Origin of the sequence: Acetobacter lovaniensis, assembly GCF_014207635.1 — a bacterium.
In the GTDB taxonomy this organism is placed as follows: Bacteria; Pseudomonadota; Alphaproteobacteria; order Acetobacterales; family Acetobacteraceae; genus Acetobacter; species Acetobacter lovaniensis.
On the sequence record NZ_JACHIE010000002.1, the window covers coordinates 227,596 to 248,924 of the forward strand.

At 54.6% G+C, this 21,329-nt stretch carries 19 protein-coding genes and 1 pseudogene; 11 read left to right on the top strand and 9 right to left on the bottom strand.

Going from position 1 to position 21,329, the window contains the following annotated elements:
* The first annotated feature begins 12 nt into the window (after nucleotides 1-12).
* The gene (locus tag HNR55_RS04275; protein WP_166111812.1) at nucleotides 13-1,308 is read left to right on the top strand and encodes a dicarboxylate/amino acid:cation symporter; all 1,296 of its coding nucleotides are present in this window, start codon (nucleotides 13-15) and stop codon (nucleotides 1,306-1,308) included.
* Nucleotides 1,309-1,414: 106 nt separating this feature from the next.
* Here HNR55_RS04275 and HNR55_RS04280 read toward each other — a convergent pair whose 3' ends face one another.
* From HNR55_RS04280 to HNR55_RS04290, 3 genes are all read right to left on the bottom strand, one after another.
* Nucleotides 1,415-2,863 (bottom strand): 8-oxoguanine deaminase, encoded by a 1,449-nt coding sequence (locus HNR55_RS04280; protein WP_166111816.1) that lies wholly within the window; start codon nucleotides 2,861-2,863, stop codon nucleotides 1,415-1,417.
* 50 nt (nucleotides 2,864-2,913) lie between these two features.
* Nucleotides 2,914-5,361, bottom strand: coding sequence for a TonB-dependent receptor (locus HNR55_RS04285; RefSeq protein WP_166112115.1), 2,448 nt, complete (start codon nucleotides 5,359-5,361; stop codon nucleotides 2,914-2,916).
* A gap of 158 nt (nucleotides 5,362-5,519) precedes the next feature.
* A complete protein-coding gene (locus HNR55_RS04290; protein WP_166111819.1) occupies nucleotides 5,520-5,708 on the bottom strand; it encodes a hypothetical protein in 189 nt (62 codons plus the stop codon).
* Between HNR55_RS04290 and HNR55_RS04295 the strand changes: the two genes are divergently transcribed.
* From HNR55_RS04295 to HNR55_RS04320, 6 genes and pseudogenes are all read left to right on the top strand, one after another.
* Nucleotides 5,704-7,011, top strand: coding sequence for an allantoate amidohydrolase (locus HNR55_RS04295; protein ID WP_253545160.1), 1,308 nt, complete (start codon nucleotides 5,704-5,706; stop codon nucleotides 7,009-7,011). The genes HNR55_RS04290 and HNR55_RS04295 overlap by 5 nt on opposite strands.
* Nucleotides 7,008-8,234 carry a pyridoxal-phosphate-dependent aminotransferase family protein gene (locus tag HNR55_RS04300; RefSeq protein ID WP_166111821.1) on the top strand — a complete coding sequence of 409 codons (1,227 nt, stop codon included), beginning with the start codon at nucleotides 7,008-7,010 and terminating at the stop codon, nucleotides 8,232-8,234. The genes HNR55_RS04295 and HNR55_RS04300 overlap by 4 nt, the downstream gene beginning before the upstream one ends.
* 33 nt (nucleotides 8,235-8,267) lie before the next feature.
* A complete protein-coding gene (hpxZ, locus tag HNR55_RS04305; protein WP_166111824.1) occupies nucleotides 8,268-8,672 on the top strand; it encodes an oxalurate catabolism protein HpxZ in 405 nt (134 codons plus the stop codon).
* Between the two features lie 15 nt (nucleotides 8,673-8,687).
* Nucleotides 8,688-8,876 carry a DUF4089 domain-containing protein gene (locus HNR55_RS04310; RefSeq protein ID WP_166111827.1) on the top strand — a complete coding sequence of 63 codons (189 nt, stop codon included), beginning with the start codon at nucleotides 8,688-8,690 and terminating at the stop codon, nucleotides 8,874-8,876.
* Nucleotides 8,873-10,222 (top strand): AtzE family amidohydrolase, encoded by a 1,350-nt coding sequence (locus HNR55_RS04315; protein ID WP_166111830.1) that lies wholly within the window; start codon nucleotides 8,873-8,875, stop codon nucleotides 10,220-10,222. The genes HNR55_RS04310 and HNR55_RS04315 overlap by 4 nt, the downstream gene beginning before the upstream one ends.
* 545 nt (nucleotides 10,223-10,767) lie before the next feature.
* Nucleotides 10,768-11,725, top strand: a pseudogene (locus tag HNR55_RS04320) (DDE-type integrase/transposase/recombinase).
* Between the two features lie 213 nt (nucleotides 11,726-11,938).
* Here HNR55_RS04320 and HNR55_RS04325 read toward each other — a convergent pair.
* The 6 genes from HNR55_RS04325 to hisC are packed head-to-tail and all read right to left on the bottom strand — an operon-like array spanning nucleotide 11,939 to nucleotide 17,754.
* The gene (locus HNR55_RS04325; RefSeq protein WP_166111833.1) at nucleotides 11,939-12,862 is read right to left on the bottom strand and encodes an electron transfer flavoprotein subunit alpha/FixB family protein; all 924 of its coding nucleotides are present in this window, start codon (nucleotides 12,860-12,862) and stop codon (nucleotides 11,939-11,941) included.
* 2 nt (nucleotides 12,863-12,864) lie between these two features.
* Nucleotides 12,865-13,614, bottom strand: coding sequence for an electron transfer flavoprotein subunit beta/FixA family protein (locus HNR55_RS04330; RefSeq protein ID WP_166111837.1), 750 nt, complete (start codon nucleotides 13,612-13,614; stop codon nucleotides 12,865-12,867).
* Nucleotides 13,611-14,567 (bottom strand): isopenicillin N synthase family dioxygenase, encoded by a 957-nt coding sequence (locus tag HNR55_RS04335; RefSeq protein ID WP_166111840.1) that lies wholly within the window; start codon nucleotides 14,565-14,567, stop codon nucleotides 13,611-13,613. The genes HNR55_RS04330 and HNR55_RS04335 overlap by 4 nt, the downstream gene beginning before the upstream one ends.
* Before the next feature lie 44 nt (nucleotides 14,568-14,611).
* The gene (locus HNR55_RS04340) at nucleotides 14,612-15,196 is read right to left on the bottom strand and encodes a HutD/Ves family protein (protein ID WP_166111843.1); all 585 of its coding nucleotides are present in this window, start codon (nucleotides 15,194-15,196) and stop codon (nucleotides 14,612-14,614) included.
* Nucleotides 15,196-16,581, bottom strand: coding sequence for an FAD-binding oxidoreductase (locus tag HNR55_RS04345; protein ID WP_166111846.1), 1,386 nt, complete (start codon nucleotides 16,579-16,581; stop codon nucleotides 15,196-15,198). Before HNR55_RS04345 ends, HNR55_RS04340 begins: the two co-directional genes overlap by 1 nt.
* Before the next feature lie 39 nt (nucleotides 16,582-16,620).
* Nucleotides 16,621-17,754, bottom strand: coding sequence for a histidinol-phosphate transaminase (hisC, locus tag HNR55_RS04350; protein WP_166111849.1), 1,134 nt, complete (start codon nucleotides 17,752-17,754; stop codon nucleotides 16,621-16,623).
* Between the two features lie 305 nt (nucleotides 17,755-18,059).
* Here hisC and HNR55_RS04355 point away from each other — a divergent pair, with 305 nt between their 5' ends.
* The 4 genes from HNR55_RS04355 to HNR55_RS04370 are packed head-to-tail and all read left to right on the top strand — an operon-like array spanning nucleotide 18,060 to nucleotide 21,294.
* Nucleotides 18,060-18,878: a phytanoyl-CoA dioxygenase family protein gene (locus HNR55_RS04355; protein WP_166111852.1), complete on the top strand. Its 819-nt coding sequence runs from the start codon at nucleotides 18,060-18,062 to the stop codon at nucleotides 18,876-18,878.
* 24 nt (nucleotides 18,879-18,902) lie between these two features.
* Nucleotides 18,903-19,793, top strand: coding sequence for a substrate-binding periplasmic protein (locus HNR55_RS04360; protein WP_198911909.1), 891 nt, complete (start codon nucleotides 18,903-18,905; stop codon nucleotides 19,791-19,793).
* 5 nt (nucleotides 19,794-19,798) lie between these two features.
* Nucleotides 19,799-20,515: an amino acid ABC transporter permease gene (locus HNR55_RS04365; RefSeq protein ID WP_166111855.1), complete on the top strand. Its 717-nt coding sequence runs from the start codon at nucleotides 19,799-19,801 to the stop codon at nucleotides 20,513-20,515.
* Nucleotides 20,512-21,294 (top strand): amino acid ABC transporter ATP-binding protein, encoded by a 783-nt coding sequence (locus tag HNR55_RS04370; protein ID WP_166111858.1) that lies wholly within the window; start codon nucleotides 20,512-20,514, stop codon nucleotides 21,292-21,294. The genes HNR55_RS04365 and HNR55_RS04370 overlap by 4 nt, the downstream gene beginning before the upstream one ends.
* Nucleotides 21,295-21,329 lie beyond the last annotated feature (35 nt).

The window sequence follows — 21,329 nt, forward strand, 5'->3', positions numbered from 1 at the left end:
AAGATAACCAGCGTGCTTCCCTCTACTGCTCCCCTTTCCAGTTCACACCAGCGGTTCCTTTATCTTCAGGTTCTCGTAGCCGTGGCGGCAGGTATTCTTGTCGGCGCCCTGTTCCCCTCCGTTGCAACGTTGCTCAAACCGTTGGGAGACGGGTTTGTCAAACTGATCAAAATGGTCATTGCGCCAGTTATCTTCCTGACTGTCAGCACCGGCATCGCAGGCATGGCGGACCTTAAACAGACCGGCCGCGTGGCGGGTAAGGCCATGCTGTATTTCCTGTGCTTTTCCACGCTGGCACTGGCTGTGGGCATGGTGGTGGCCAATATCGTGCGCCCCGGCGCTGGCATGCACATCCACCCGCAAAGTCTGGACAGCGCCTCTGTTGAGCAGTTTGTGCAGGCAGCGCACGGCCATTCCTTTACCGACTTCCTGCTCCAGATCATTCCCTCCACCACGGCGGGGGCTTTTACCTCGGGCGAGATCCTGCAGGTACTTCTGGTCGCCATTCTGTTTGGCATCAGCATGGCGCAGATGGGTCAGGCGGGGGAAACTGTGCTGAACCTGTTCCGCAGCCTGACGGAAATGGTGTTTGGCGTGGTCCGGCTGGTTATGTATCTGGCACCAGTGGGCGCATTCGGGGCCATGGCATTTACCGTGGGCAAGTTTGGCCTTGGCTCCATTGTGCATCTGCTCGGGCTGGTGCTGACCTTTTATTTTACCGCAGGCGTGTTTGTGCTGGTTATTCTGGGTATTGTTGCCCGGCTGGCGGGCTTCAGCATTCTGCGGCTTCTGGTGTTCCTCAAGGAAGAACTGCTGATTGTGCTGGGTACCAGCTCGTCCGAATCAGCCCTGCCGGGGCTTATCAGCAAGCTTGAGCAGGCCGGGTGCAAGCCGGGCATTGTGGGGCTGGTGGTGCCTATGGGCTATTCCTTCAACCTTGATGGCACCAATATCTACATGACCCTTGCAGCCCTGTTTATTGCGCAGGCAACAGACGTGCATCTGGGTTTTGGTGAACAGCTTGCCCTGCTGCTTGTGGCTATGGTCAGCTCCAAGGGAGCTGCGGGGGTTACAGGGGCAGGCTTTATTACACTGGCGGCCACCCTGTCCGTTGTACCAAGTGTGCCGGTGGGGGGTATGGCGCTCATACTGGGGATTGACCGGTTTATGTCCGAGTGCCGCTCGCTCACCAACCTTGTGGGCAACGCCGTGGCGACCATTGTCGTAGCCCGGTGGGAAAACGCACTAGATACGGAGCAGCTCAATAAAACCCTGCATGCCTCCCCGAAGGGCATGCCTTCCGCCTGACCGCACGACCGCACGGCCTCCCTCCCAACGGAAGGCTTCTACAGGCTGGGAAAAACTGGCAGGGATAGCACATGGCGACGCGGAACTGACACGCCGCCAGCACCGGTCAGGCCGATGCGCCGGGGGGAACGCCTGCGTTGCCGGATGGGGCTGACTGGTAAAATACCTGTATGGGCAGCCCTACACCCCTTGCGCACAACCCCGCAGCAAGCTGGTTGTGCCGCGCCACCAGCCCGTGCAGGTCCAGCCGGGCAAAATATCCGTCCTGTATCAGAACATTCCCGTTAACCATGCTCATGGAAACCTGCGTGGGGGAGCAGAACACAAGGGCTGCCACCGGGTCGGTCTGGGCACCGGCATGGGCCAGACCGCGCACATCAAACGCAACAATATCCGCCGCCATGCCCACGGCAATCTGGCCAATATCATCCCGCCCCAGCACGGCCGCACCACCCCGCGTGGCAAGGGCCAGTGCATCCCGCGCGCTCATCATCCCCGGTGTTTGCGGGGTTTCGGGGAGCAGGCGGGAGAGCAGCATGGCCTGCCGTGTCTCACCCAGCAGGCTGGCCCCATCGTTGGAGGCGGAGCCATCCACCCCCAGCCCCACACGCACACCCGCTGCCTGCATCTGCCGCACCGGGGCGATCCCCGATGCCAGCCGCATGTTGGAACACGGGCAATGCGCGACACCTGTTTGCGTGCGGCCAAAACGGGCCATGCCATCCGCGTCCAGCTTTACACAGTGCGCGTGCCAGACATCGGCCCCGACCCAGCCCAGTGCTTCGGCATATTCTGCCGGGGTCTGGCCAAAGCGCTCGCGGCTGTAGCTGACATCATGCTCATTTTCGGCCAGATGCGTGTGCAGCATGGTGCCTGTGGCACGGGCCAGCATTGCCATGTCCCGCATAAGCTCCCGGCTGACCGAAAAAGGCGAGCACGGTGCGCCCGCGACCCGCAGCATGGCAAGGGGTTCGGGGTCATGGTAGGTTTCGATCAGGCGTTGCGTGTCGCGCAGAATATCGGCCTCACGCTCCACCAGCGCATCGGGTGGCAGGCCACCCTTGCTCTCCCCCACGCTCATGGCACCACGGCAGGCATGGAAGCGCATGCCCATGGCAAAGGCGGCTTCTATCTGGTCATCCAGCCTGCACCCGTTGGGAAAGATGTAGAGATGGTCACTGGTTGTGGTGCAGCCTGAAAGCAGCAGTTCCGCCATGGCCGTGCGGGTGGAGACCTGCACCATCTCCGGTGTAAGCCCCGCCCAGATGGGGTAGAGCGTCTTAAGCCAGCCAAACAGGGAGGCATCCTGTGCCTGCGGAATAACCCGTGTGAGCGACTGGTACATATGGTGGTGGGTGTTCACCATACCCGGCAGCACCACATGGCCCTGCAGGTCTATAACGTGGTCAGCGCCGGGCGGGGGCGCAACCTGCCCCCCACCCAGCGCCACAATCTGCCGCCCTTCTACCAGAACCCACCCGTTTTCCAGTTCGGTGCGTGCGTCATCCATACACACCAGTCTGGTTATGTTTGTGAGCAAAGTGCGGCGTGGCATGCAAACTCCTGTAACGCCCGGCAGAACCGGGCGTGTTGCTGGCGGATACCTTAGAAGGACGTGGACACGGAACCTACCATGGTAAAGCGTGGCTCCACCATGAAGGAGTTGCCATAACCCAATCCACCCGTGCTGCTACCGCTGCCGCTCCACACCGGGTGCGAGTTCAGGTCACTCCCCCGGTAAACAGCCCCCATGGCCCCCGTGCGGACGATAGACCCGGTCAGGTTGGTAAAGTTCAGCTTGAACGTAGGCGATTTGAGGAAACCAAACGGCTTGAAGTGATAGCCGAGCGAGAGCGTGTTGGTCACATACCCCGGAATACGCTGGTCGTCGGCAATGCTGACAGACTGCGGGCCGGTATAGTGCACGGAACCGTTCGCAAAAAACCCTTTATAGGTATAGGTCAGACCAAAGTTTGCCATAACCCGCGGGGCCATGATGGCCTGCGTGCCCTTGGAGTGGATCATCGTATTGTCGTTGGGATCATACACGTTGCTATCCTGCGTAGCGTGCAGATACTCGACCGACGCATACGGGCTGAAGCCATGGTAGGACGTGCCCGCGATCATGAAGTCGAACCCGCGCATGGTCTGGCCACCGATGGACATGGGTTTGAACTGGTTCATCCCCATATACTGGTCCACAATACGGTTTGTAACGTTGTAGTTGAAGAAGGACATATCAACCATAACGTATTTGTTGTGGTAGCGGTAACCCAATTCTTCCTTGATGGAATACTGGTTTTTGGGAATGGGTGTCCCCGCGTACAGCCAGCCCAGATCGGTGGCACTTGGCTGACGGTAATCCCCCTCCGCGTTCACGTAAATCTGGTTGTTCTCGTTAATCTGGTAGCTGATGGACAGCTGAGGCAGAGGCTCGGTTGTATTCGCGCCCGAGTTGGAGCCGGTCGGGTGGTTTGTATTCCCCATCCAGCCATTATTCCAGGTGTTGGACATGACAAACTTGAACCCGGCATTGATCAGCAGGCGGTTGTTCAGGTAGCGCGACTGGTTCTGGATAAACAGCGAGTGCAGTTCATACCCTGCGGTCTGGCCGAAAGTGGAACCAACCAAATGTGCAGACGCAGTAGGGCCAGAGGCTGCCCCATTGGCCAGAGTTGTTGCGGTTGGGTAGGACTGAATGGTCTGGTTGTTTTCGTACCAGTAACCAAAGCTCAGGTGGTTGTGCTTATCAATATCATACCCAAGTTTGGCGACCACACCGACCTGTCGCGCCTCATTTTCCAAAAAGTAGTTGGTCATGTTGGTACCAGATGGCACGGCCTGACCCGTTGACGCATAGTTCCCGCCTACGAGGCTATTTGTCACAGGGTTTGTATAACCGGCCACCCCACCGGGGGAGGCATCCCAACCCTGCCCGAAGCTGAAATAGGGCTGGATGTCGAATGTCAGCTTTTTGGGCAGAACAATATGCACGGGAGCGGTCAGGAAAATCTCGTTCCAGTGGTCGTTATTGTTGCGCCAGTAATTGACATCCTGCGGGTTGGCAGAGCGGCCATAGCCTTGGCCCGTGTGCTTGTATTGGGAGAACTGCTCCGCGGTCGGGTAGTTGTCGATCACGAAATCTTCGGAGTTCCATGACAGGAACAGATGGGCGTTGGACCCGTTGTCCCAGTCCTTGCGCACGCCAAAATCGATATGTTTGCGCTGGTTGCTGCCTGCGCCCATCCAGCTCCGGTCATGCGTGTTGGAGAACGAGAAAAAGCTCTTGATCCCGGTCCTGCCGATCTCGCCGGATTCCAGACGGATGAACTCGCGCGAGAGGTTGTTGGTGCCGTAGGAAAAATCGACCATGCCGCCCATTTTTTCGGACGGCAGATGCGTGCGCGAGTTCAAGACCCCACCTGCGGCGGACATCACCGGCAGGTCACGCGCGGCACTGCCGGGGGTGACGCTGACTTCATCCAGATTTTCCGAATCAATGTCTTCGGTCAGGTATTTGGCAGCTGCGGCCGGTGCACCATCCACCATGAGCGCCATATCAAGGTCTGTCAGCCCGCGTGACTGGATGGACCCGCCCTGCATCCCCGATGCATCGGGGGTCATGACGTTCAGGCTGGGCAGGTTCTTGACCAGATCAAGCGGTGTGGAGGTGGGGCTGCGCATATTGATGTAGTCTTTGGTCACAGTCTGCACCGCATGAGGGGCCACTTCCAGACGCATCATGCCACCACCGCCTGAGCGGGCCGTACGGTTGGATGCAACCGATACTTCCTCTGCGCCACCAGCCTGCACCGATTTGTTGGCTGGCACGGCATGGGCATGCCGGGCCGATACCCTGGCGGCCGGAGCATGCCCTGCCTTGCCAGCAACCGGCACGCTCTGGCCAGCCGTGGCGGCAAAAGTCTGCCCCACACCCTGCACGCTGGCGCAGAGACCGGCAACACAGGCCAGACAGGTCAAGGTCGCAAGGCGCTGCCGATAGGTCAGGGATGAACCGACAGAACGGCGAGGGAGAAAAAATCGGGAAGGCATGGTGAAGTCTCCCAAAAGCAGAAGCTGGAGCAGGGATAAAAGCGGCGGGTCAGGCATTATCGCGGCGTGTTCCCCAGCCGGTTACCTCAGGCGGGGGATGTTCCGAAACGCTGCCCATGAACGATACGATTCCGATATATAATTGCGAGTTCCCTTTCTCACAAAATAAAAAAAAGCACTTTCTCATTGCTTTTTTCAGCACGGGGGCCGCGCTCAATTTTGCAACGCGAAATTGCCTTTTTTGCTTTTGGGAGAACGGACCAAATCCGTCTATGATTACCAGACCACGCCAGCAGCTCTGGCAAAACCCGATCAGGCATTTGCATACCAAGGACAGAACCAATCACCCAGACCCCGCCCTTCCCCCAAGGCCCGGCAGAGGCCAGCAAAAAGGACTCCCGTCCGGTCAACCGGTGTGACCACCTTGGCGCACACCCTTTTTCCGACACGCAGGACGGTCTTTTTCGGGCTTACCTGTCCCCTGCCCATGCCGCCACCTGCAAACAGGTTACCCTGTGGATGCACGAGGCAGGCATGACCACCCGCACGGATGCGGCAGGCAACCTGATCGGCCGTTACGAAGGGCAGGCCCCCGGTGCCCCAGCACTCCTTATCGGCTCACATCTGGACAGCGTGCGTAATGCGGGCCGTTATGACGGCACGCTGGGTGTCATGCTGGGCATAGAGGTCGTGGCCCATCTGGCCGCTCAGGGTGAACGCCTGCCTTTTGCCATCGAGGTCATCGGGTTTGGGGATGAGGAAGGCTCGCGCTTCCCTACCTCCATGCTTACGTCACGCGCGGTGGCAGGCACGCTTGACGCCCTCCCCCTTGACACGGTGGATGCCAGCGGCACCACCTTGCATGATGTTCTGCGCCAGAATGGTCTGGACCCCGCCCGCTACCTTGAAGCAGCCTACAGACCCGAACAGGTTGTCGCTTATCTGGAAGCCCATATAGAGCAGGGTCCCGTGCTGGAAACCGCCGGGCTGGGTGTTGGCGTGGTCACGGCCATTGCCGCGCAATACCGCTTCAAGGTGAGCATACAGGGTGTGGCGGGCCACGCCGGCACCATGCCCATGTCCTTGCGGAAGGATGCGCTGGCCGCAGCCGCACAGGCCATGGTGGCCATCGAACGCATTGGTGCAAATGGCCCGCCCGATCTGGTGGCAACCGTTGGCCAGTTGCATGTCGGCCCCGGTGCCAGCAACGTTGTGCCCGGCCAGACCACCTTCAGTCTGGATATCCGCGCAGGCACAGCGCAGGTGCGCGACCAGGCCACCACCCGGATTTGCGAAGCCTTGCAGAACATTGCAGACGAACGCGGCGTGGACCTGAGCATTGAACTCCAGAACGACCTGCCCGCCACCCCCTGCAACCCCGCACTAACGGCCTGCCTTGCGGCATCCGTCACCCGCATAACCGGGCAGGCGGCGCACCATCTGGTCAGCGGTGCGGGGCATGATGCCATGGTCATGGCGGCCCTGACCCCGGTGTGCATGCTGTTCCTGCGCTGCCATCAGGGAATCAGCCACAACCCCGCAGAAGCCGTGCGGCATGATGATGCCCATACGGCTTTTCTGGTCATGCTGGATTTCATACGCGCATTTGCCACCACAACCGCACACAAACCAACGGAGTTTTCTGCATGAGTTCCACGTTTTTCCGGCAGATTGACCCACCCCAGCGGATGTTGATGGGCCCCGGCCCCATTAACGCGCATCCGCGTGTGCTGCGCGCCATGTCGGCTGACATGCTGGGCCAGTTTGACCCGGAAATGACAGAGTACATGAACGAAACCATGGCTCTGTACCGTCAGATTTTCATGACACGGAACCAGTGGACCTTTCTGGTGGACGGCACGGCCCGCGCAGGGATTGAGGCGGCTCTGGTCTCCCTTGTGGAACCGGGCGATAAAATCCTGCTGGTGCGGGCCGGGCGTTTTGGCCTGCTGCTTTCCGAAATTGCAGAGCGCATCGGGGCGGAAATCTGCGCACTCGACCTGCCATGGGGGCAGGTAGCCACGCTGGAACAGATTGAAGACGCACTGAAAACCCACAAACCGGAAGTGTTCGCCTGCATTCATGGTGATACCTCCACCACCATGGCCCAGCCCCTGGAAGGGGTTGGAGAACTCTGCCGCAAATACAACGTGCTTTCTTACACGGATGTTACCGCAACGCTGGGCGGCATGGCCATTAACACGGATGTGTGGGGGATTGATGTAGTCTCCGGCGGGTTGCAGAAATGCATGGGCGGGCCCCCCGGCTCCGCCCCCATAACCGTGTCGGACCGGGCGGCGGAACACATTATGGCCCGCCGCCATGTGGAAGCAGGAATCCGGGCCGAAGGCACGGCCAATGGCAACCGGGCACGCATTTTGTCCAACTACTTCGATCTGGCCATGGTCATGGATTACTGGTCGGAAAAACGCCTCAACCACCATACCGAGGCCACGACCATGCTCTACGGCGCGCGAGAAGCCGCCCGCATTGTGCTCGAAGAAGGTCTGGATGCCCGCTTTGCCCGCCACGCACAGGCCAGTGCATGCCTGATTGCGGGGCTGCGCGCCATGAACCTGCGCATTTTTGGGGATGATGCCCACCGCATGACCAACGTAACCGGTGTGTGGATCCCCGATGGTGTGGATGGCGAGGCCATACGCACCCGCATGCGCGATGATTTTGGCATAGAAATTGGCACGGCCTTTGGCCCACTGGCAGGCCGTATCTGGCGCATTGGCACCATGGGGTACAATGCCGTCAAACATAAGGTGCTGTTAACTCTTGGCGCGCTGGAAGCCTGCCTTGCTGCACAGGGCCACACCCTGCCCCGTGGTGCGGCCGTGGACGCCGCACTGGCCGAATGGCCATAACCCCAAGGCCACCCGCAAAAGGACGGCACGCGCATGACATTGGATGACGCCCAGACCATCCTCGCACTCACGCACTGCTCGGACCAGTACGAACGCGCACTGGCCGAAAACGATGTGGCCGCGCTGGACGCCCTGTTCTGGCAGGGGCCACAGACCGTGCGCTACGGTGTGGGGGAAAACCTTTACGGCGCGGAAGAAATTGCCGCCTTCCGCCGCAACCGCACAGGTGGCTCGCCCCCGCGCACCATGTTGCGCCGCGCCATAACCCCCATTGGCACTCAGGCGGGGGTTGTCAGTCTGGAATTCCGCCGCATCGGCTCCACCCGCACGGGTCGGCAGATGCAGACATGGATCAACACGCCCGATGGCTGGAAAATTCTGGCGGCCCATGTATCCATCATGGCCGAACAGCCAGAAACCGAACGCCCCACACTGTAAGGAAAGGAGCATGCCATGACCACGCCTCCCTTCTCTGATGAGGTTCTTGTCGCTGCCCGTGCGCAGGCCATGGATCTTGACCTCCCCCCGGCCTGTATTGCTGGCGTGATTGTCAACACCCGCCTATTGCAGAACTATGCAGCCCTTGTAAGGGATTTTCCACTCCCCGACACATGCGAACCAGCGGGAGACTACACACCATGACCCGCTTTGCAAGCGCACTGGGTATTGCGCAGGACATCCGCACAGGCAAACGCAGTGCGGCCTCCGTCATGCAGTCGGTGCTGGCTACCATCAACCAGCATGATGCCGCCATTCACAGCGTAACCCACCTGTTTGCACAGCAGGCCATGGAGCAGGCTCAGGCAGTGGATGCCCTGCTGGCCCGCAAAAAACCCCTGCCCCCGCTGGCCGGTGTGCCTTTTGGGGTCAAGGACCTGTTTGACATTCAGGGCCATGTCACCACCGCAGGTTCCATTGTGCTGCGCAATACTCCCCCCGCCACGCAGGATGCCACCATTGTGGCCCGCCTGCGCGCAGCCGGAGCCATTGCCGTTGCCACACTCAACATGGATGAATTTGCCTACGGTTTTGCAACCGACAACGCCCATTACGGCATAACCCGCAACCCGCACGATACAAGCCGTATGGCCGGTGGGTCCTCCGGCGGGTCGGCGGCCGCTGTTGCTGCCGGTTTTTTACCGCTCACACTGGGGACAGACACCAACGGGTCCATCCGTGTACCGGCATCATTATGCGGGGTATGGGGGTTAAAACCCACATTCGGCCGCCTCCCGCGGGAGGGGGCCTATCCTTTTTCCGCCAGTCTGGACGTAGTGGGGCATTTTGCCGGAACGCTGGATGACCTTATGGCCGCCTTTTACATCATGGCGGACACACCAGCCGAACCCGAACCCCAGACCCTGCGCGCCGCATGCCTTGGCGGCTGGTTTGCGCAGAACCTCAGTCCCGCCCTTGCTGCGGCCATAGGCCGGGTCTGCCAGCATCTTGGTCTGTCAGGCAGTGTGGAACTGCCACAGATACCAACTGCCCGGGCTGCATCCTTCCTGATTACAGCGGCAGAAGGTGGCACGCTTCACCTGCCCCGCCTGCGCGCAGCGGCGGAGGAATACGACCCCGCAACCCGCGACCGGCTTCTGGCTGGCGCCATGCTGCCTTCCAGCACCTATGTGCAGGCACAACGCTTCCGCCGCTGGTTCCGCCGGCAGGTGCATGCCATGTTTGAAGAGGTGGATGTGCTGATTGCTCCTGCCGTTATGTGCGAAGCCCCCCGACTGGATGACCCCACCATCATGGTTGACGGCAAACCGGCCTCCGCCCGTGCCAATCTGGGCCTGTACACACAGCCTATCAGCCTGCCCGGCCTGCCCGTACTCTGCCTGCCGCTCAGGAACACCGGTACCCTGCCTCTGGGCCTGCAACTGGTAGCGGCTCCCGGGCGCGAGGCGGCCCTGTTCAGTCTGGCACGCAAGCTGGAACAGGCTGGTCTGGCCGGACGCTGCCCTCTTGAGGCGCAACAGGCTGCGTAAAAAACACAACTCCATCCCCAGACCCGTTATCAACCGCGCACCGGCAGCAACACCGTGCCCCCAACGGATAAACCCTTGCGTTGTTATTATGACCAAAAGACTATCCGTTAACCTGAGCAACTCTTGGAGACGCAAAAATTAATTTGCATAATCTGGTAAAATTACTCAGCCATCATCCATATAATATATATAAATCAATGATTTGGTAGAAAAATCAAGCTTCTCTCTATTGAGAAACGTTTGAGAAAGTGCCGGATTTTTACTCCGGCAGAAAACGTAGGTGTCTTAGTGGCTGTTATGAAAGTCCATTACCGGCCAAAAACCTTGAGTCATACTAACGTCATTTACCGAATAAATGGCAGTTAGCTGCGCTCATAAAAACAACCTGGTTGAGTCTTAACTCAACCAGGTTGTTTTTCATTTAGTCGATGGGAGTAGCCAACCCCTCTTGCTGGCCTCATTTTGCAACCATTCAATGATACCTCTAAGTGTTTAGTCTCAGGATTTGCTGGTGTAATATTTTCACATGAGTGGAAGGAAGCCTTATGGGACAGATACGTCACAGGAGCGCTACGACCACGCACGCCATGCGAGCGGCAATACAATGATCACAGGCTTCGCTCACGGCACTGAGTGAGGAGTTCGGGATCAACCCGAAAACGGTAGCAAAGTGGCGGCGACGCCAGAGTGTTGAGAATCTGTAGACTGGTCCCAGAGAGCCGCGCTCAACTGTCCTGTCCGAGACGGACGAAGCGATGATCATGGCTTTTCGTTGGCACACTTTACTGCCTCTGGATGATGACCTTGATGCTTTGCAGGCCAGTTCCCGCATCTGACATGCTCAGCGCCGCATTGCTGTCTTCAGCGTCAGGAAATTTCACGCCTACCTGACATTGAAGGGGACAAACTGACGCGACAGCGCTTCAAACCCTATCCGATCGGGTTCTTCACATTGATATTGCCGAAGTTCAGACTGCCGAAAAAAAGCTTTACCTTTTCGTCACCATAGACCGCACAAGCAAGTTTGCAGTGACGCAACCAGAGGACAAAGCCAACAGACGAACGGCCTGAAAATTTCCCGAATATCTTCTGCGCATCGTTCCCTATCGGATACGGACCATGCTGACCTACAACGGCATCCAGTTCGCCGAGCAACTCCGCAACCAAGACGCGACTTGGTCAGGTTCCATGCGTTTCGACATGATCTGCGAAGCCAACGGGATCAAGCATAGCCTGACAAAGCCCAATCATCCCTGAACCAACGGGCAGGTCGAGCGGATGAAGCGTACGATCAAGGAAGCAATCGCCCAATGTTTCCATTACGACAATCACGAGCAGTTGAGGACGCACCCCAATGACTTCATCGCGACCTATAACTTCGCGCGAAGGCTCAAGACCCTGAACGGTCTTATACTCCACGAATACATCTGCAAAACCCGGACTTCAGAACCAGAAAAATTCATCATCAATCCAAGCCATCAAATCCCGGGACTAAACAATTAGCCAGCATTCCCTGAAACAATCAGGAACAGCCATTCAGGGTCAGCGCAAGACAAAATATATTTATCTGTATACTACAAACCGGTTGTCTTTATTTGAACCAGCCCCCCACACACACAGATCTTCCAATTAAACTATTTTAATTTCCAACGGCTTAGCAGATTCAGGCGCAATAACAGTTTTCACCGCCGTGCCCACACTCCATATGTTACAAAATTACACCAAAGCCTTGGTCAGTTGTGGCACCACATCGAACAGGTCTCCCTCAATCGCATAATCCGCAATCTGGAAAATGGGAGCATCTGGGTCTTTATTAACAGCCACAATTACGCGGCTATCCTTCATGCCAGCCAGATGCTGAATGGCACCGGAAATGCCAAAGGCCAGATACAGTTCCGGCGCAACAATTTTACCTGTTTGGCCAATCTGATAGTCATTCGGCACAAACCCAGCATCCACTGCAGCACGCGATGCGCCAATGGCGGCCCCCAATGCGTCGGCCAATGGTTCAAGAATTTTAAATTTCTCTTCGCTTTGCAAACCTCGTCCACCAGAAACTACAACCCGAGCGGTTTCCAGATCCGGACGTTCTGAAACTGATAGATGTATTGCAATAAATGTGGAAACCACAGATTCCGGCACAGAAGCAGCAACCTCAATAACAGCTGCCTCTCCTGTAAACGGTGCGGCGTCAAACGCGGCACTCCGAACCGTCAGAACCTTTTTCTTGTCACGGGATTGCACTGTTGCCAGAGCATTCCCTGCATAAATGGGACGAACAAACGTATTGGCATTCACAATACAAATAACATCCGGTATAGGCTGCACATCCAGCAGTGCCGCAACACGCGGCAATACATTTTTGCCGAGTGTGCCAGCAGAAGACAAAATATAATCATAACCAGCAGCAAGAGAGACAATAAGGGCAGCCAGAGGCTCTGCCAACTCATGAGCATAACATGGGTCTGTCGCGTGCAGAACTTTGGAAATTCCCCCAATGCTGGCTGCGGCTTGAGCAACGGCATGTCCCCCTGTTACCAGCACATGGACATCACCCAACCGAGTTGCAGCCGTTACGGCACTAAGCGCCGCTTTTTTTATCTGACCATCTTCATGGTCTAGCAATACCAGAGAAGTCATTGTCAGATCACCTTTTGTTCATAGCGGAGGTGTTCGACCAGTTCACTTACCGAGCCTACCCTAACACCAGCAGAACGCGACGGTGGAGCCGTCACAGAAACAATGCTCAAGCGAGATGCAACATCCACCCCAAGGCTTCCGACATCAAGTGTTTCAAGCGGTTTTTTCCGCGCCTTCATAATATTAGGCAATGAGGCATAGCGTGGCTCGTTCAAGCGCAGATCCGCCGTAATAACGGCTGGAAGCCTGAGAGAAATCTCTTGCGTGCCCCCATCAATTTCTCGGCTGACATGGACCTGACCCGCAACCATATCTACCTTACCCGCAAACGTGCCCTGCCCCCAACCCAACAAACCAGCGAGCATCTGACCGGTTGCATTCATGTCATCATCAATGGCCTGTTTGCCAAGAATAACCATGCCGGGTTTTTCTCTCGCAACAAGAACCTTGAGCAGCTTGGCAATACCCAGTGGTTCGAGGTTTTCTTCAGAAAGCACAAGAATAGAACGGTCCGCACCCATTGCCATAGCAGTCCGGAGGGTATCCTGCGCCTGCTGCACGCCAATGGATACCGCCACAACCTCCGTCGCAACTCCTTTTTCCTTCAGACGCACAGCTTCTTCCACTGCAATTTCATCAAAAGGATTCATGGACATCTTGATGCCTTCGGTTTCCACACCGCTGCCATCAGTCTTCACTCGAGGCTTTATATTGTAATCTACAACCCTTTTAACCGGGACTAGAATTTTCATGATATTTTTTTCTTTTGTGAGTCACTGATACGCCCCATGATATATGCCCCCGCTGTAACAGGAGCATAATGAGACGCTTGTGTTTCAGGCAAACCCAGATCGTGCGGGTCAATAATCGCACCAAAATCAGGATCGTAAAATGTAGCTATGGAAAAGCGCTCTTTTCCTGATTTGTTTAAAACACGATGCATGTTTGACCGGTACCGATCATTGGACCAGCGACACAACAGATCACCAATATTAATAACTAAAGTACCAGGAATTGGCACCGCAGACACCCATTCGTTCTGTAAGTTCTGCACCTCCAGACCACCGGTATCATCCTGCCACAATAATGTAATGCACCCATAATCAGTATGGGGCGCAACGCCATAGGTTATACTTTCGGATTCAGGGCACGCTTCCGCAGGCGGGTACCAGATTGCCTGAGTCCGCTGCAATGGATAATGATATTTTTTTTCGAAAAAACTGCTGTCCAAATTCAAGGAATTTGCAACTGCTTTCAAAAGTACCTGACCACATGCACCAACTGCCTTATAATACTCTAAAAATGCCTCCCGAAAAGCCGGACGGCCTTCTGGCCAGATATTGGGACCTTGCAACTCGTTTTGTGGTAGCGATTGTCCAGATGCAGGAGGAAATTCAGGACCAATCTGGTAAAATTCCTTACAATCCGGATGATCCGCACCGTACATAATGGTACGGTTGAGAGCATTAAACCCACGCACTGCCTGCTTGGGCCGGTAGCGGTCTTTTTCAGAAAGCGGAAGATGGAAAAAATCCAACGCCTGCTTTTTTAACTCTGTTATACAGTTCTCAGAAATTCCATGATTTTTTATATAACAAAATCCAGATGACACAAACGCATCATGAATCTGCTTTCCCACCAAGACATCATCGCCTTCACGGGCTGGAGCAAGATCAATAACGGGAATAAAGTTATCTTGCGTCATGTTCTTATCTTATCCCTTTTCTTGAACATAGAACTCTCAGAATTTTATGTTCTTATGTAATATAAGGAGCTTTCTTCTTCCATCGGTTCCAGAACAGTGTTCTGCACAGTTTCAGATGTGCAATACCAAACTGCTCCTGCCGTAACAGAGTGTTCCACACCTCCTGAGCACATGATCCAGCGTCCTGTTGAAGGAAACAAAAAATAATTATTTTTTGTTTGACCAGTGTTCCGGATAGAAAATCTTTTTTGATGCAGAACAAAATCCTCTTTCTGCTCTGCATGTCCTGAATGGCGAAGCATCAGATTCAGGGCCCGCACAGCCCCACTCGGACATGACGACAACACCTCGTCCTCCCCGGCAAACACATACGGCTCGCAAAATGCTTCAAGCGTATGGCACCATGCTCCGGTCTTTTCACGCAGGACAAGTGCGCCCCTGCCAAGAAGTGCGATGGAACGTTGCCAGCCAGCAAAAGCAGAAAATGGCGCATCGTACAAAAGATCGGCAACACTCAGCCGCCACGCAGGCAAAGTGTGCGTGTTATCCTCTGCGATAATCCGCGTTACACCCTGACCATTGCGCCACGGCATAGCGGTTACATGTGTAAAAAGACGCCGCTGCCACATCAGTTAACCGGGTCCGGCAGCATTTTACCGGGATTAAGAATATTGTTGGGATCAAAGCTCGCTTTAAGCATCCGCATAACATCCAGCGCATCACGCCCATGCTCGCGTTCCATAAACTCCTTTTTGCCCAAGCCAACACCATGTTCACCGCTACACGCCCCGCCAAGAGAAAGCGCACGACCAACTATTTTACGATCCAGCTCAAGCGCACGCTCCAGCCCATCGTCTTCAGGAGGCACAAGAATAACCGTATGGAAATTCCCATCCCCCACATGGCCCACAATCGGCGCAATAAGACCGGATTCCTCAATATCGTGCTTGCAACCAGCAATTAGTTCTGTCAACGCGGAAACAGGTACAACCGCATCTGTTGCAATGCCACGATGGTGAGGACGGTAAGCAAGACAAGCCCAAAACACATTATGTCGCGCCTTCCACAGTTCGTTCCGTTCTTCTGGGTTATTGCTCCACATAAACCCCTTGCCATTATTGTCAGCAACAATTGCCTCCATCGTTTCCACCTGCTCACGCACAGCAGCAGGAGCACCATGGAATTCAAAAAACATGGTTGGCAAAACTTCATAACCAGTCAACTTAGAATACTGGATACAGGCATCCATCTGCACTTCATCCAGCAACTCCATCCGCCCGATCGGAAGACCGATTTGCATAGTGGTCACGGCTGTATTAACGGCATCTTCCAGTCGGTCAAACTGGCAGACCGCCGTGGCTATGGCTTCTGGCAATCCGTGCAGACGTAGCTGCACTTCCGTAATAATACCAAGAGTGCCTTCCGAACCAACAAACAGGCGTGTCAGGTCATAACCCGTTGCAGATTTGCGCACACGTCCACCTGTACGAACAATACGCCCATCTGCCAGAACAACCGTAAGGCCGAGTGCATTTTCCCGCATGGTGCCATACCGCACAGCAGCCGTACCTGATGCACGCGTGGCGCACATGCCGCCAAGCGTTGACTCGCCTCCTGGATCAACCGAAAAGAACAGCCCCGTATCGCGCAGGTAAGCGTTCAACGCGTGCCGCGTAACACCTGCCTCCACCCGACAATCCAAGTCCTCTGCATTAAGCTCGACAATCCGTGTCATGCGGGAAAGATCAAGGCTAATCCCCTGCTCGCTCGGCGTAACATGCCCTTCCAGTGAGGTGCCACCGCCAAACGCCACCACAGGCACGCCATGCTGATTACACGTCCGCAAGACTGCAGAAACCTCTTGCGTGCTTTCCGCAAAAATGACTGCACCGGGCAAACATGCTGGCTGCCACCCCTCACCATGCGCATGATGGTCACGCATGGCCTCGCTGCGGGAAATACGGTCCCCAAACATTTCAGCCAAATCGTTTAAAGCATGTTCAAGCGCAGCCATAACTAACTTTCCTGATCAGAAAACGAGCAACCTGTTGGATTACAGAACTAAATCAGCCAGAGCCCGCAGCATTATGTTATTTTCCTCAGGCAAACCGATGCTTATGCGAATCCAGTTTTCAAAACCTGCTTCCTTCCAGGGCTTTATGATAATGCCCCGCTCCAATAATGCCGTGGACAGCTTGTCAGCCAGCATGGGAGTACGAACAAAAACAAAATTCGTCCATGTAGGAGCAACAAACAGTCCTTGCGTAACAAGAAGCTGCACCACCCGTTCTCTTTCTGCAACGGTTTTGCTTACACAGTCCTGCATATATGCGGTATCGGCCAGTGCGGCACATGCAGCCACCTGCGCAGGCATGTTGGTATTGAATGGATCACGCACACTATCCAACGTAGCCGTAACATCAGCCGAAGATGTCAAAGCATAACCAATACGCAAAGCCGCCAGACCATACGCCTTTGAGAAAGTGCGCAGAATAATCCACGGCCGCGCCTGTTTTTCCAAAATAGCGCGCGCATCAGGATAATCTGGGTCTTGTTCCGCATATTCCCGGTAGGCTTCGTCCACCACAATCAACGTGTCAGGCGGGCATGCTTCTATCAGCGCGCGCAGAGCCTCACCCGTCATCATGCATCCGACCGGATTGGAGGGATTGGCGAACATGAGAAGTTTGGTGGGCTGATGCACCGCCGCCAGCATTGCTGCATAATCAAACGTAGCTTCAGCAGTAATAGGTACTGCATCAACTACAGCCCCCATCATGCGTGGACAAATCTCGTGCAGACCGAAAGCGGGCCTAACAGTAACAACCCGATCTCGGGGAGAAAGATAGGCCTCGGCAATCATCCGAATAATCTGCTCGGACCCGTTGCCAACCAGAACGCGATCATGCGCAATGCCACAGGTCTTAGCAATATCGGAGCGCAATGTTGCGGCTCCGGCATCGGGATAACGCCCCAAACGACCCATCAGCACATCCCATCCGGATTTTACCAGATCAGAAGGCCCATATGGATTTTCATTACTACCAAGTTTGACAATATTTTTAAGGCCATAGCGCCGCTGGACTTCCTCTTCTGAAAGACCAGAATTATAGCGCGGCAACCCGGAGACCTCTGGTCGACATAATGGCTGCCGAGCCAATAGCGAAAGAGCCACAGTGTCTGACATCGTGAAGAAACCTCCTGCCTAACGTGGTAGGCCTCATTAATGTATAGACATGTTATGGCTGTAAAGAGCAAAAATCTGCCATTCTCCAATTCAATGACTGATTTCATCACTACTCATCGCAAAAATGACAGAAAACCGGGAAAATATTACACTGTCAAAACGACAATGAAAAAGTCTTAATATACCAGCAAAGTCTGCATTCCCGGCAAAGTCTCCAGCGCGTCGCACGTCAGCACGTTTCTGCTTGACCGTCAGTGTACATACAACGTATGGTTTTGATATCGGAACGTAAGGAAAAAATGCTTATGGCACTTCCTATATCTCCACCCATATTAGACGAAATGACGGTTCGTACTTTTCAGGCCGAGGGTGTAACCATTGTACGTGGCGCCTTTACTGACTGGATAGAACCTTTGCGCGCGGGTCTGGCTGCTACCATGGCTGCTCCTAGCCCTTTGGAGCGCTCCTACCACCCGGAAGGGTCTGCTCCTTTTTTTCAGGATCTATGCAACTGGCAACGCATTCGTCAGTTCCGGGACTTTGTTGAAAAATCCTCGGCTGCCCAGATCGCTGCACAGCTTATGGAATCGCAGGAAGTCCGCTTTTTCCATGACCATGAACTTGTCAAAGAACCCGGCACGACCCTGGTTACACCCTGGCACCAGGACAGTCCGTATTATTGTGTGACAGGCGACAAAACACTCAGCCTGTGGATTCCTCTGGACCCTGTCTCCAAGGCACAATGTCTGGAATGTGTTGCAGGCTCACACCTATGGGGTGTCACCCATCGTCCTCGTCGCTTTGATGGTTCACGTCTTTATGAGAATGATACAATGCCCGAAATGCCGGATATTGATACAGACCGTGATGCCTATGCCATTCGGAGTTGGGATATGGCGCCAGGCGACGCCATCGCATTTGACTTTCGCATGATTCATGGCGCACCCGCTACTACTGACAGCACGCAAAGACGACGCGTCTTTTCAGCCCGATGGGTAGGAGACAACGCACGCTTTGCAGACCGTGCCGGCAAAGGGTCTCCTCCATTTTCGCATGTTGTCCTGAAAGAGGGAGACCTTTTGGATGGTCCAGACTTTCCCTTGATTTACAAAGCTATTTCCTAATCAATACGAGGAGGAGGGATTGGCATGAAAAACTATTATCTTTTTTTGCCCCGTATCCTTCTTCTTGCGGGTTGCATGGCGTTCACCTCCGTGATGTGCGCCCCCGCACAAGCGGATTGCCTGGATGACATTCATAAAGCGGGTGTTCTTACGGCAGGCAATGCCTTGTTGGGCGCGCACCCTTCCCTTTGGCAGGAAAAAGACGGCACTTATCACGGCATTGATGCCGACCTTTTGCAGGAACTGGCAAAACGTCTGGGGATTCCACACTGGCAATTTATTATTACCGAATGGACCTCTCTGATCCCCGGACTGAAAGTAGGTCGATGGGATATTGTGCTCTCTGACCAGACCATTACTGAAGAGCGCATGTTTTATGCGCATATTGCCTACTCTCACCCCTATTTTCTGCTTTATGACCGTATTATTGTGCTCGGAAACTCACCCTTGCACACTGTGGCGGATCTTAAAAATGCAACCTTAGGGTCCGTTTTAGGCACAACCGATTCCCTTACGGCGCATTCTCTGGTTGACAGAGGACTGGCTGCGAAAGTCAGTGAGTTTAATACATTTGGTGACCCCTTTGTCGCGCTCAAAAATGGCCAAATCGACGCCATTGTCGTTGATCAGGCAACATTGCAGTCTCAAAAAGAACATTTTGCAGACCTTCGCACCTTAGGACCACCACTTTTTTACGACGCCAAACCGGCGTGGAAAGAAGCACAGGCCAAAGCCCACTATAAACTCGGCAGTGAAGGTGTTGTAGTGCGCGGCAACTGCCCGCGCCTATTGGACGAGATTAACCACGCCATGGACAACATGAAGCAGGACGGCACCATCCGCACAATTTTAAAGCGCTACCATGTTTGGGAAGCGCTTGAAGACCACCTTACCCAGAACGAACAGACGGAGTAGAATAGATGTCTGTTTTTTGGTCTGAAGCACAGGAATATTTCCCATTTTTGTTAGTGGGAGCCAAAGTTACTCTTGAACTCTCTCTTATCAGCATGCTGGGAGGTATGGTTCTGGGTTTTTTAGCAGCCATTGGTCGCCTATCAGAAAGGCGTTTTATACGCTGGCCCTTGGAAGTCTATGTGGAAATATGGCGCGATACTCCGCTTATTGTACAGCTTTTACTCATTTACTTCTCACTGCCTGAATTTGGTATTGTTCTTTCTGGGTTCTGGGCGGGTGTTCTGGGCCTGACCTTAAATTTGTCAGCTTATCTTTCGGAAGTCTATCGTGCGGCCATTATGGCCGTTGACCCTGGACAAAGAGCGGCGGCAATCTCTTTGGGCATGTCACCTTTTCAAGAGTACCGCAGGCTTATTATGCCACAGGCTTTTGTCGCCTGCCTCCCCACACAGGGCGGATATTTTATTGCGCTACTCAAAGACTGCTCTTTGGTTTCCTTTATTTCGGTCAATGAACTCCTGCGTCATGCAACCATTGTCATATCCAATACATTTGACAGCATGAACATATATCTGATGGTTGCCGTAATCTACTTCTGCATGAGTTTTGCCAGTGCGCGTTGTGTCGGTTGGCTGGAACGCACCCTGACCCCTGAACGCAGAAAAACAGTGGGCGTAAAACCGATCATGTCGGAACTGGCAGAAGAGGATAACACCTTATGAGCCGTGCACCCTCTCCCGTTCTTCATCTTGAGCAGGTCTATAAATCCTATGGAGAAACGACTGTTTTACGCGGTGTTGACCTGAAGGTTTTCCAAGGTGACGCTGTTTTTCTGATCGGTCCCAGTGGCGGAGGCAAATCAACCCTCTTACGCTGCATCAATTTTCTTGAATACCCAGATGCCGGAACCATTACTGCTCTAGGGGAAAAGCTTTGCAGCCAGAACCGCACTCATTTTGAAATTGCTCCAGAAAAAACACTGCGCCATGCACGAGCCCGCATGCCCATGGTTTTTCAGCAATTCAACCTGTTCTCACATCAGACCGTGTTGGAAAATGTTATGGAAGGCCTCATAACCGTTAAAAAAATTCCACGGCTGGAGGCTATGACTTTGGCACGTACGGCACTTGACCGTGTTCACATGCTCCAAAAACAGAACAATTATCCAGATCAACTATCCGGCGGACAAAAACAACGCGTAGCGATCGCCCGTGCACTGGCCATGGACCCACCTGTTATTTTGTTTGACGAGCCAACCAGTGCGCTTGATCCAGAACTGGTCAGTGGCGTGCAGGCCATTATACAGGACCTTTCCGCGCAGGGGCTGACTTTGCTGGTAGTCACCCATGATCCCGCTTTTGTACAGTCCACAGCCCATACAGTCTGTTTTTGTGGTGATGGCTACATTCTGGAAAGCGGCACGGTGAATGATATTTATGGCAATCCTCGCAACGAGCGCGTACGTAAATTCGTTCAATCTTCAGGTATCCAGCGTGTCTGATTCTCTTGTTTTTATTTCGATAAAGAAACATGATA

Bases quoted from the DNA above. Each gene is read 5' to 3' on its own strand.
- HNR55_RS04280 (WP_166111816.1), bottom strand. From the start codon at position 2,863: ATGCCACGCCGCACTTTGCTCACAAACATAACCAGACTGGTGTGTATG.
- HNR55_RS04285 (WP_166112115.1), bottom strand. From the start codon at position 5,361: ATGCCTTCCCGATTTTTTCTCCCTCGCCGTTCTGTCGGTTCATCCCTG.
- HNR55_RS04300 (WP_166111821.1), top strand. From the start codon at position 7,008: ATGAGTTCCACGTTTTTCCGGCAGATTGACCCACCCCAGCGGATGTTG.
- hpxZ (WP_166111824.1), top strand. From the start codon at position 8,268: ATGACATTGGATGACGCCCAGACCATCCTCGCACTCACGCACTGCTCG.
- HNR55_RS04310 (WP_166111827.1), top strand. From the start codon at position 8,688: ATGACCACGCCTCCCTTCTCTGATGAGGTTCTTGTCGCTGCCCGTGCG.
- HNR55_RS04315 (WP_166111830.1), top strand. From the start codon at position 8,873: ATGACCCGCTTTGCAAGCGCACTGGGTATTGCGCAGGACATCCGCACA.
- HNR55_RS04325 (WP_166111833.1), bottom strand. From the start codon at position 12,862: ATGACTTCTCTGGTATTGCTAGACCATGAAGATGGTCAGATAAAAAAA.
- HNR55_RS04330 (WP_166111837.1), bottom strand. From the start codon at position 13,614: ATGAAAATTCTAGTCCCGGTTAAAAGGGTTGTAGATTACAATATAAAG.
- HNR55_RS04335 (WP_166111840.1), bottom strand. From the start codon at position 14,567: ATGACGCAAGATAACTTTATTCCCGTTATTGATCTTGCTCCAGCCCGT.
- HNR55_RS04340 (WP_166111843.1), bottom strand. From the start codon at position 15,196: ATGTGGCAGCGGCGTCTTTTTACACATGTAACCGCTATGCCGTGGCGC.
- HNR55_RS04345 (WP_166111846.1), bottom strand. From the start codon at position 16,581: ATGGCTGCGCTTGAACATGCTTTAAACGATTTGGCTGAAATGTTTGGG.
- hisC (WP_166111849.1), bottom strand. From the start codon at position 17,754: ATGTCAGACACTGTGGCTCTTTCGCTATTGGCTCGGCAGCCATTATGT.
- HNR55_RS04355 (WP_166111852.1), top strand. From the start codon at position 18,060: ATGGCACTTCCTATATCTCCACCCATATTAGACGAAATGACGGTTCGT.
- HNR55_RS04360 (WP_198911909.1), top strand. From the start codon at position 18,903: ATGAAAAACTATTATCTTTTTTTGCCCCGTATCCTTCTTCTTGCGGGT.
- HNR55_RS04365 (WP_166111855.1), top strand. From the start codon at position 19,799: ATGTCTGTTTTTTGGTCTGAAGCACAGGAATATTTCCCATTTTTGTTA.
- HNR55_RS04370 (WP_166111858.1), top strand. From the start codon at position 20,512: ATGAGCCGTGCACCCTCTCCCGTTCTTCATCTTGAGCAGGTCTATAAA.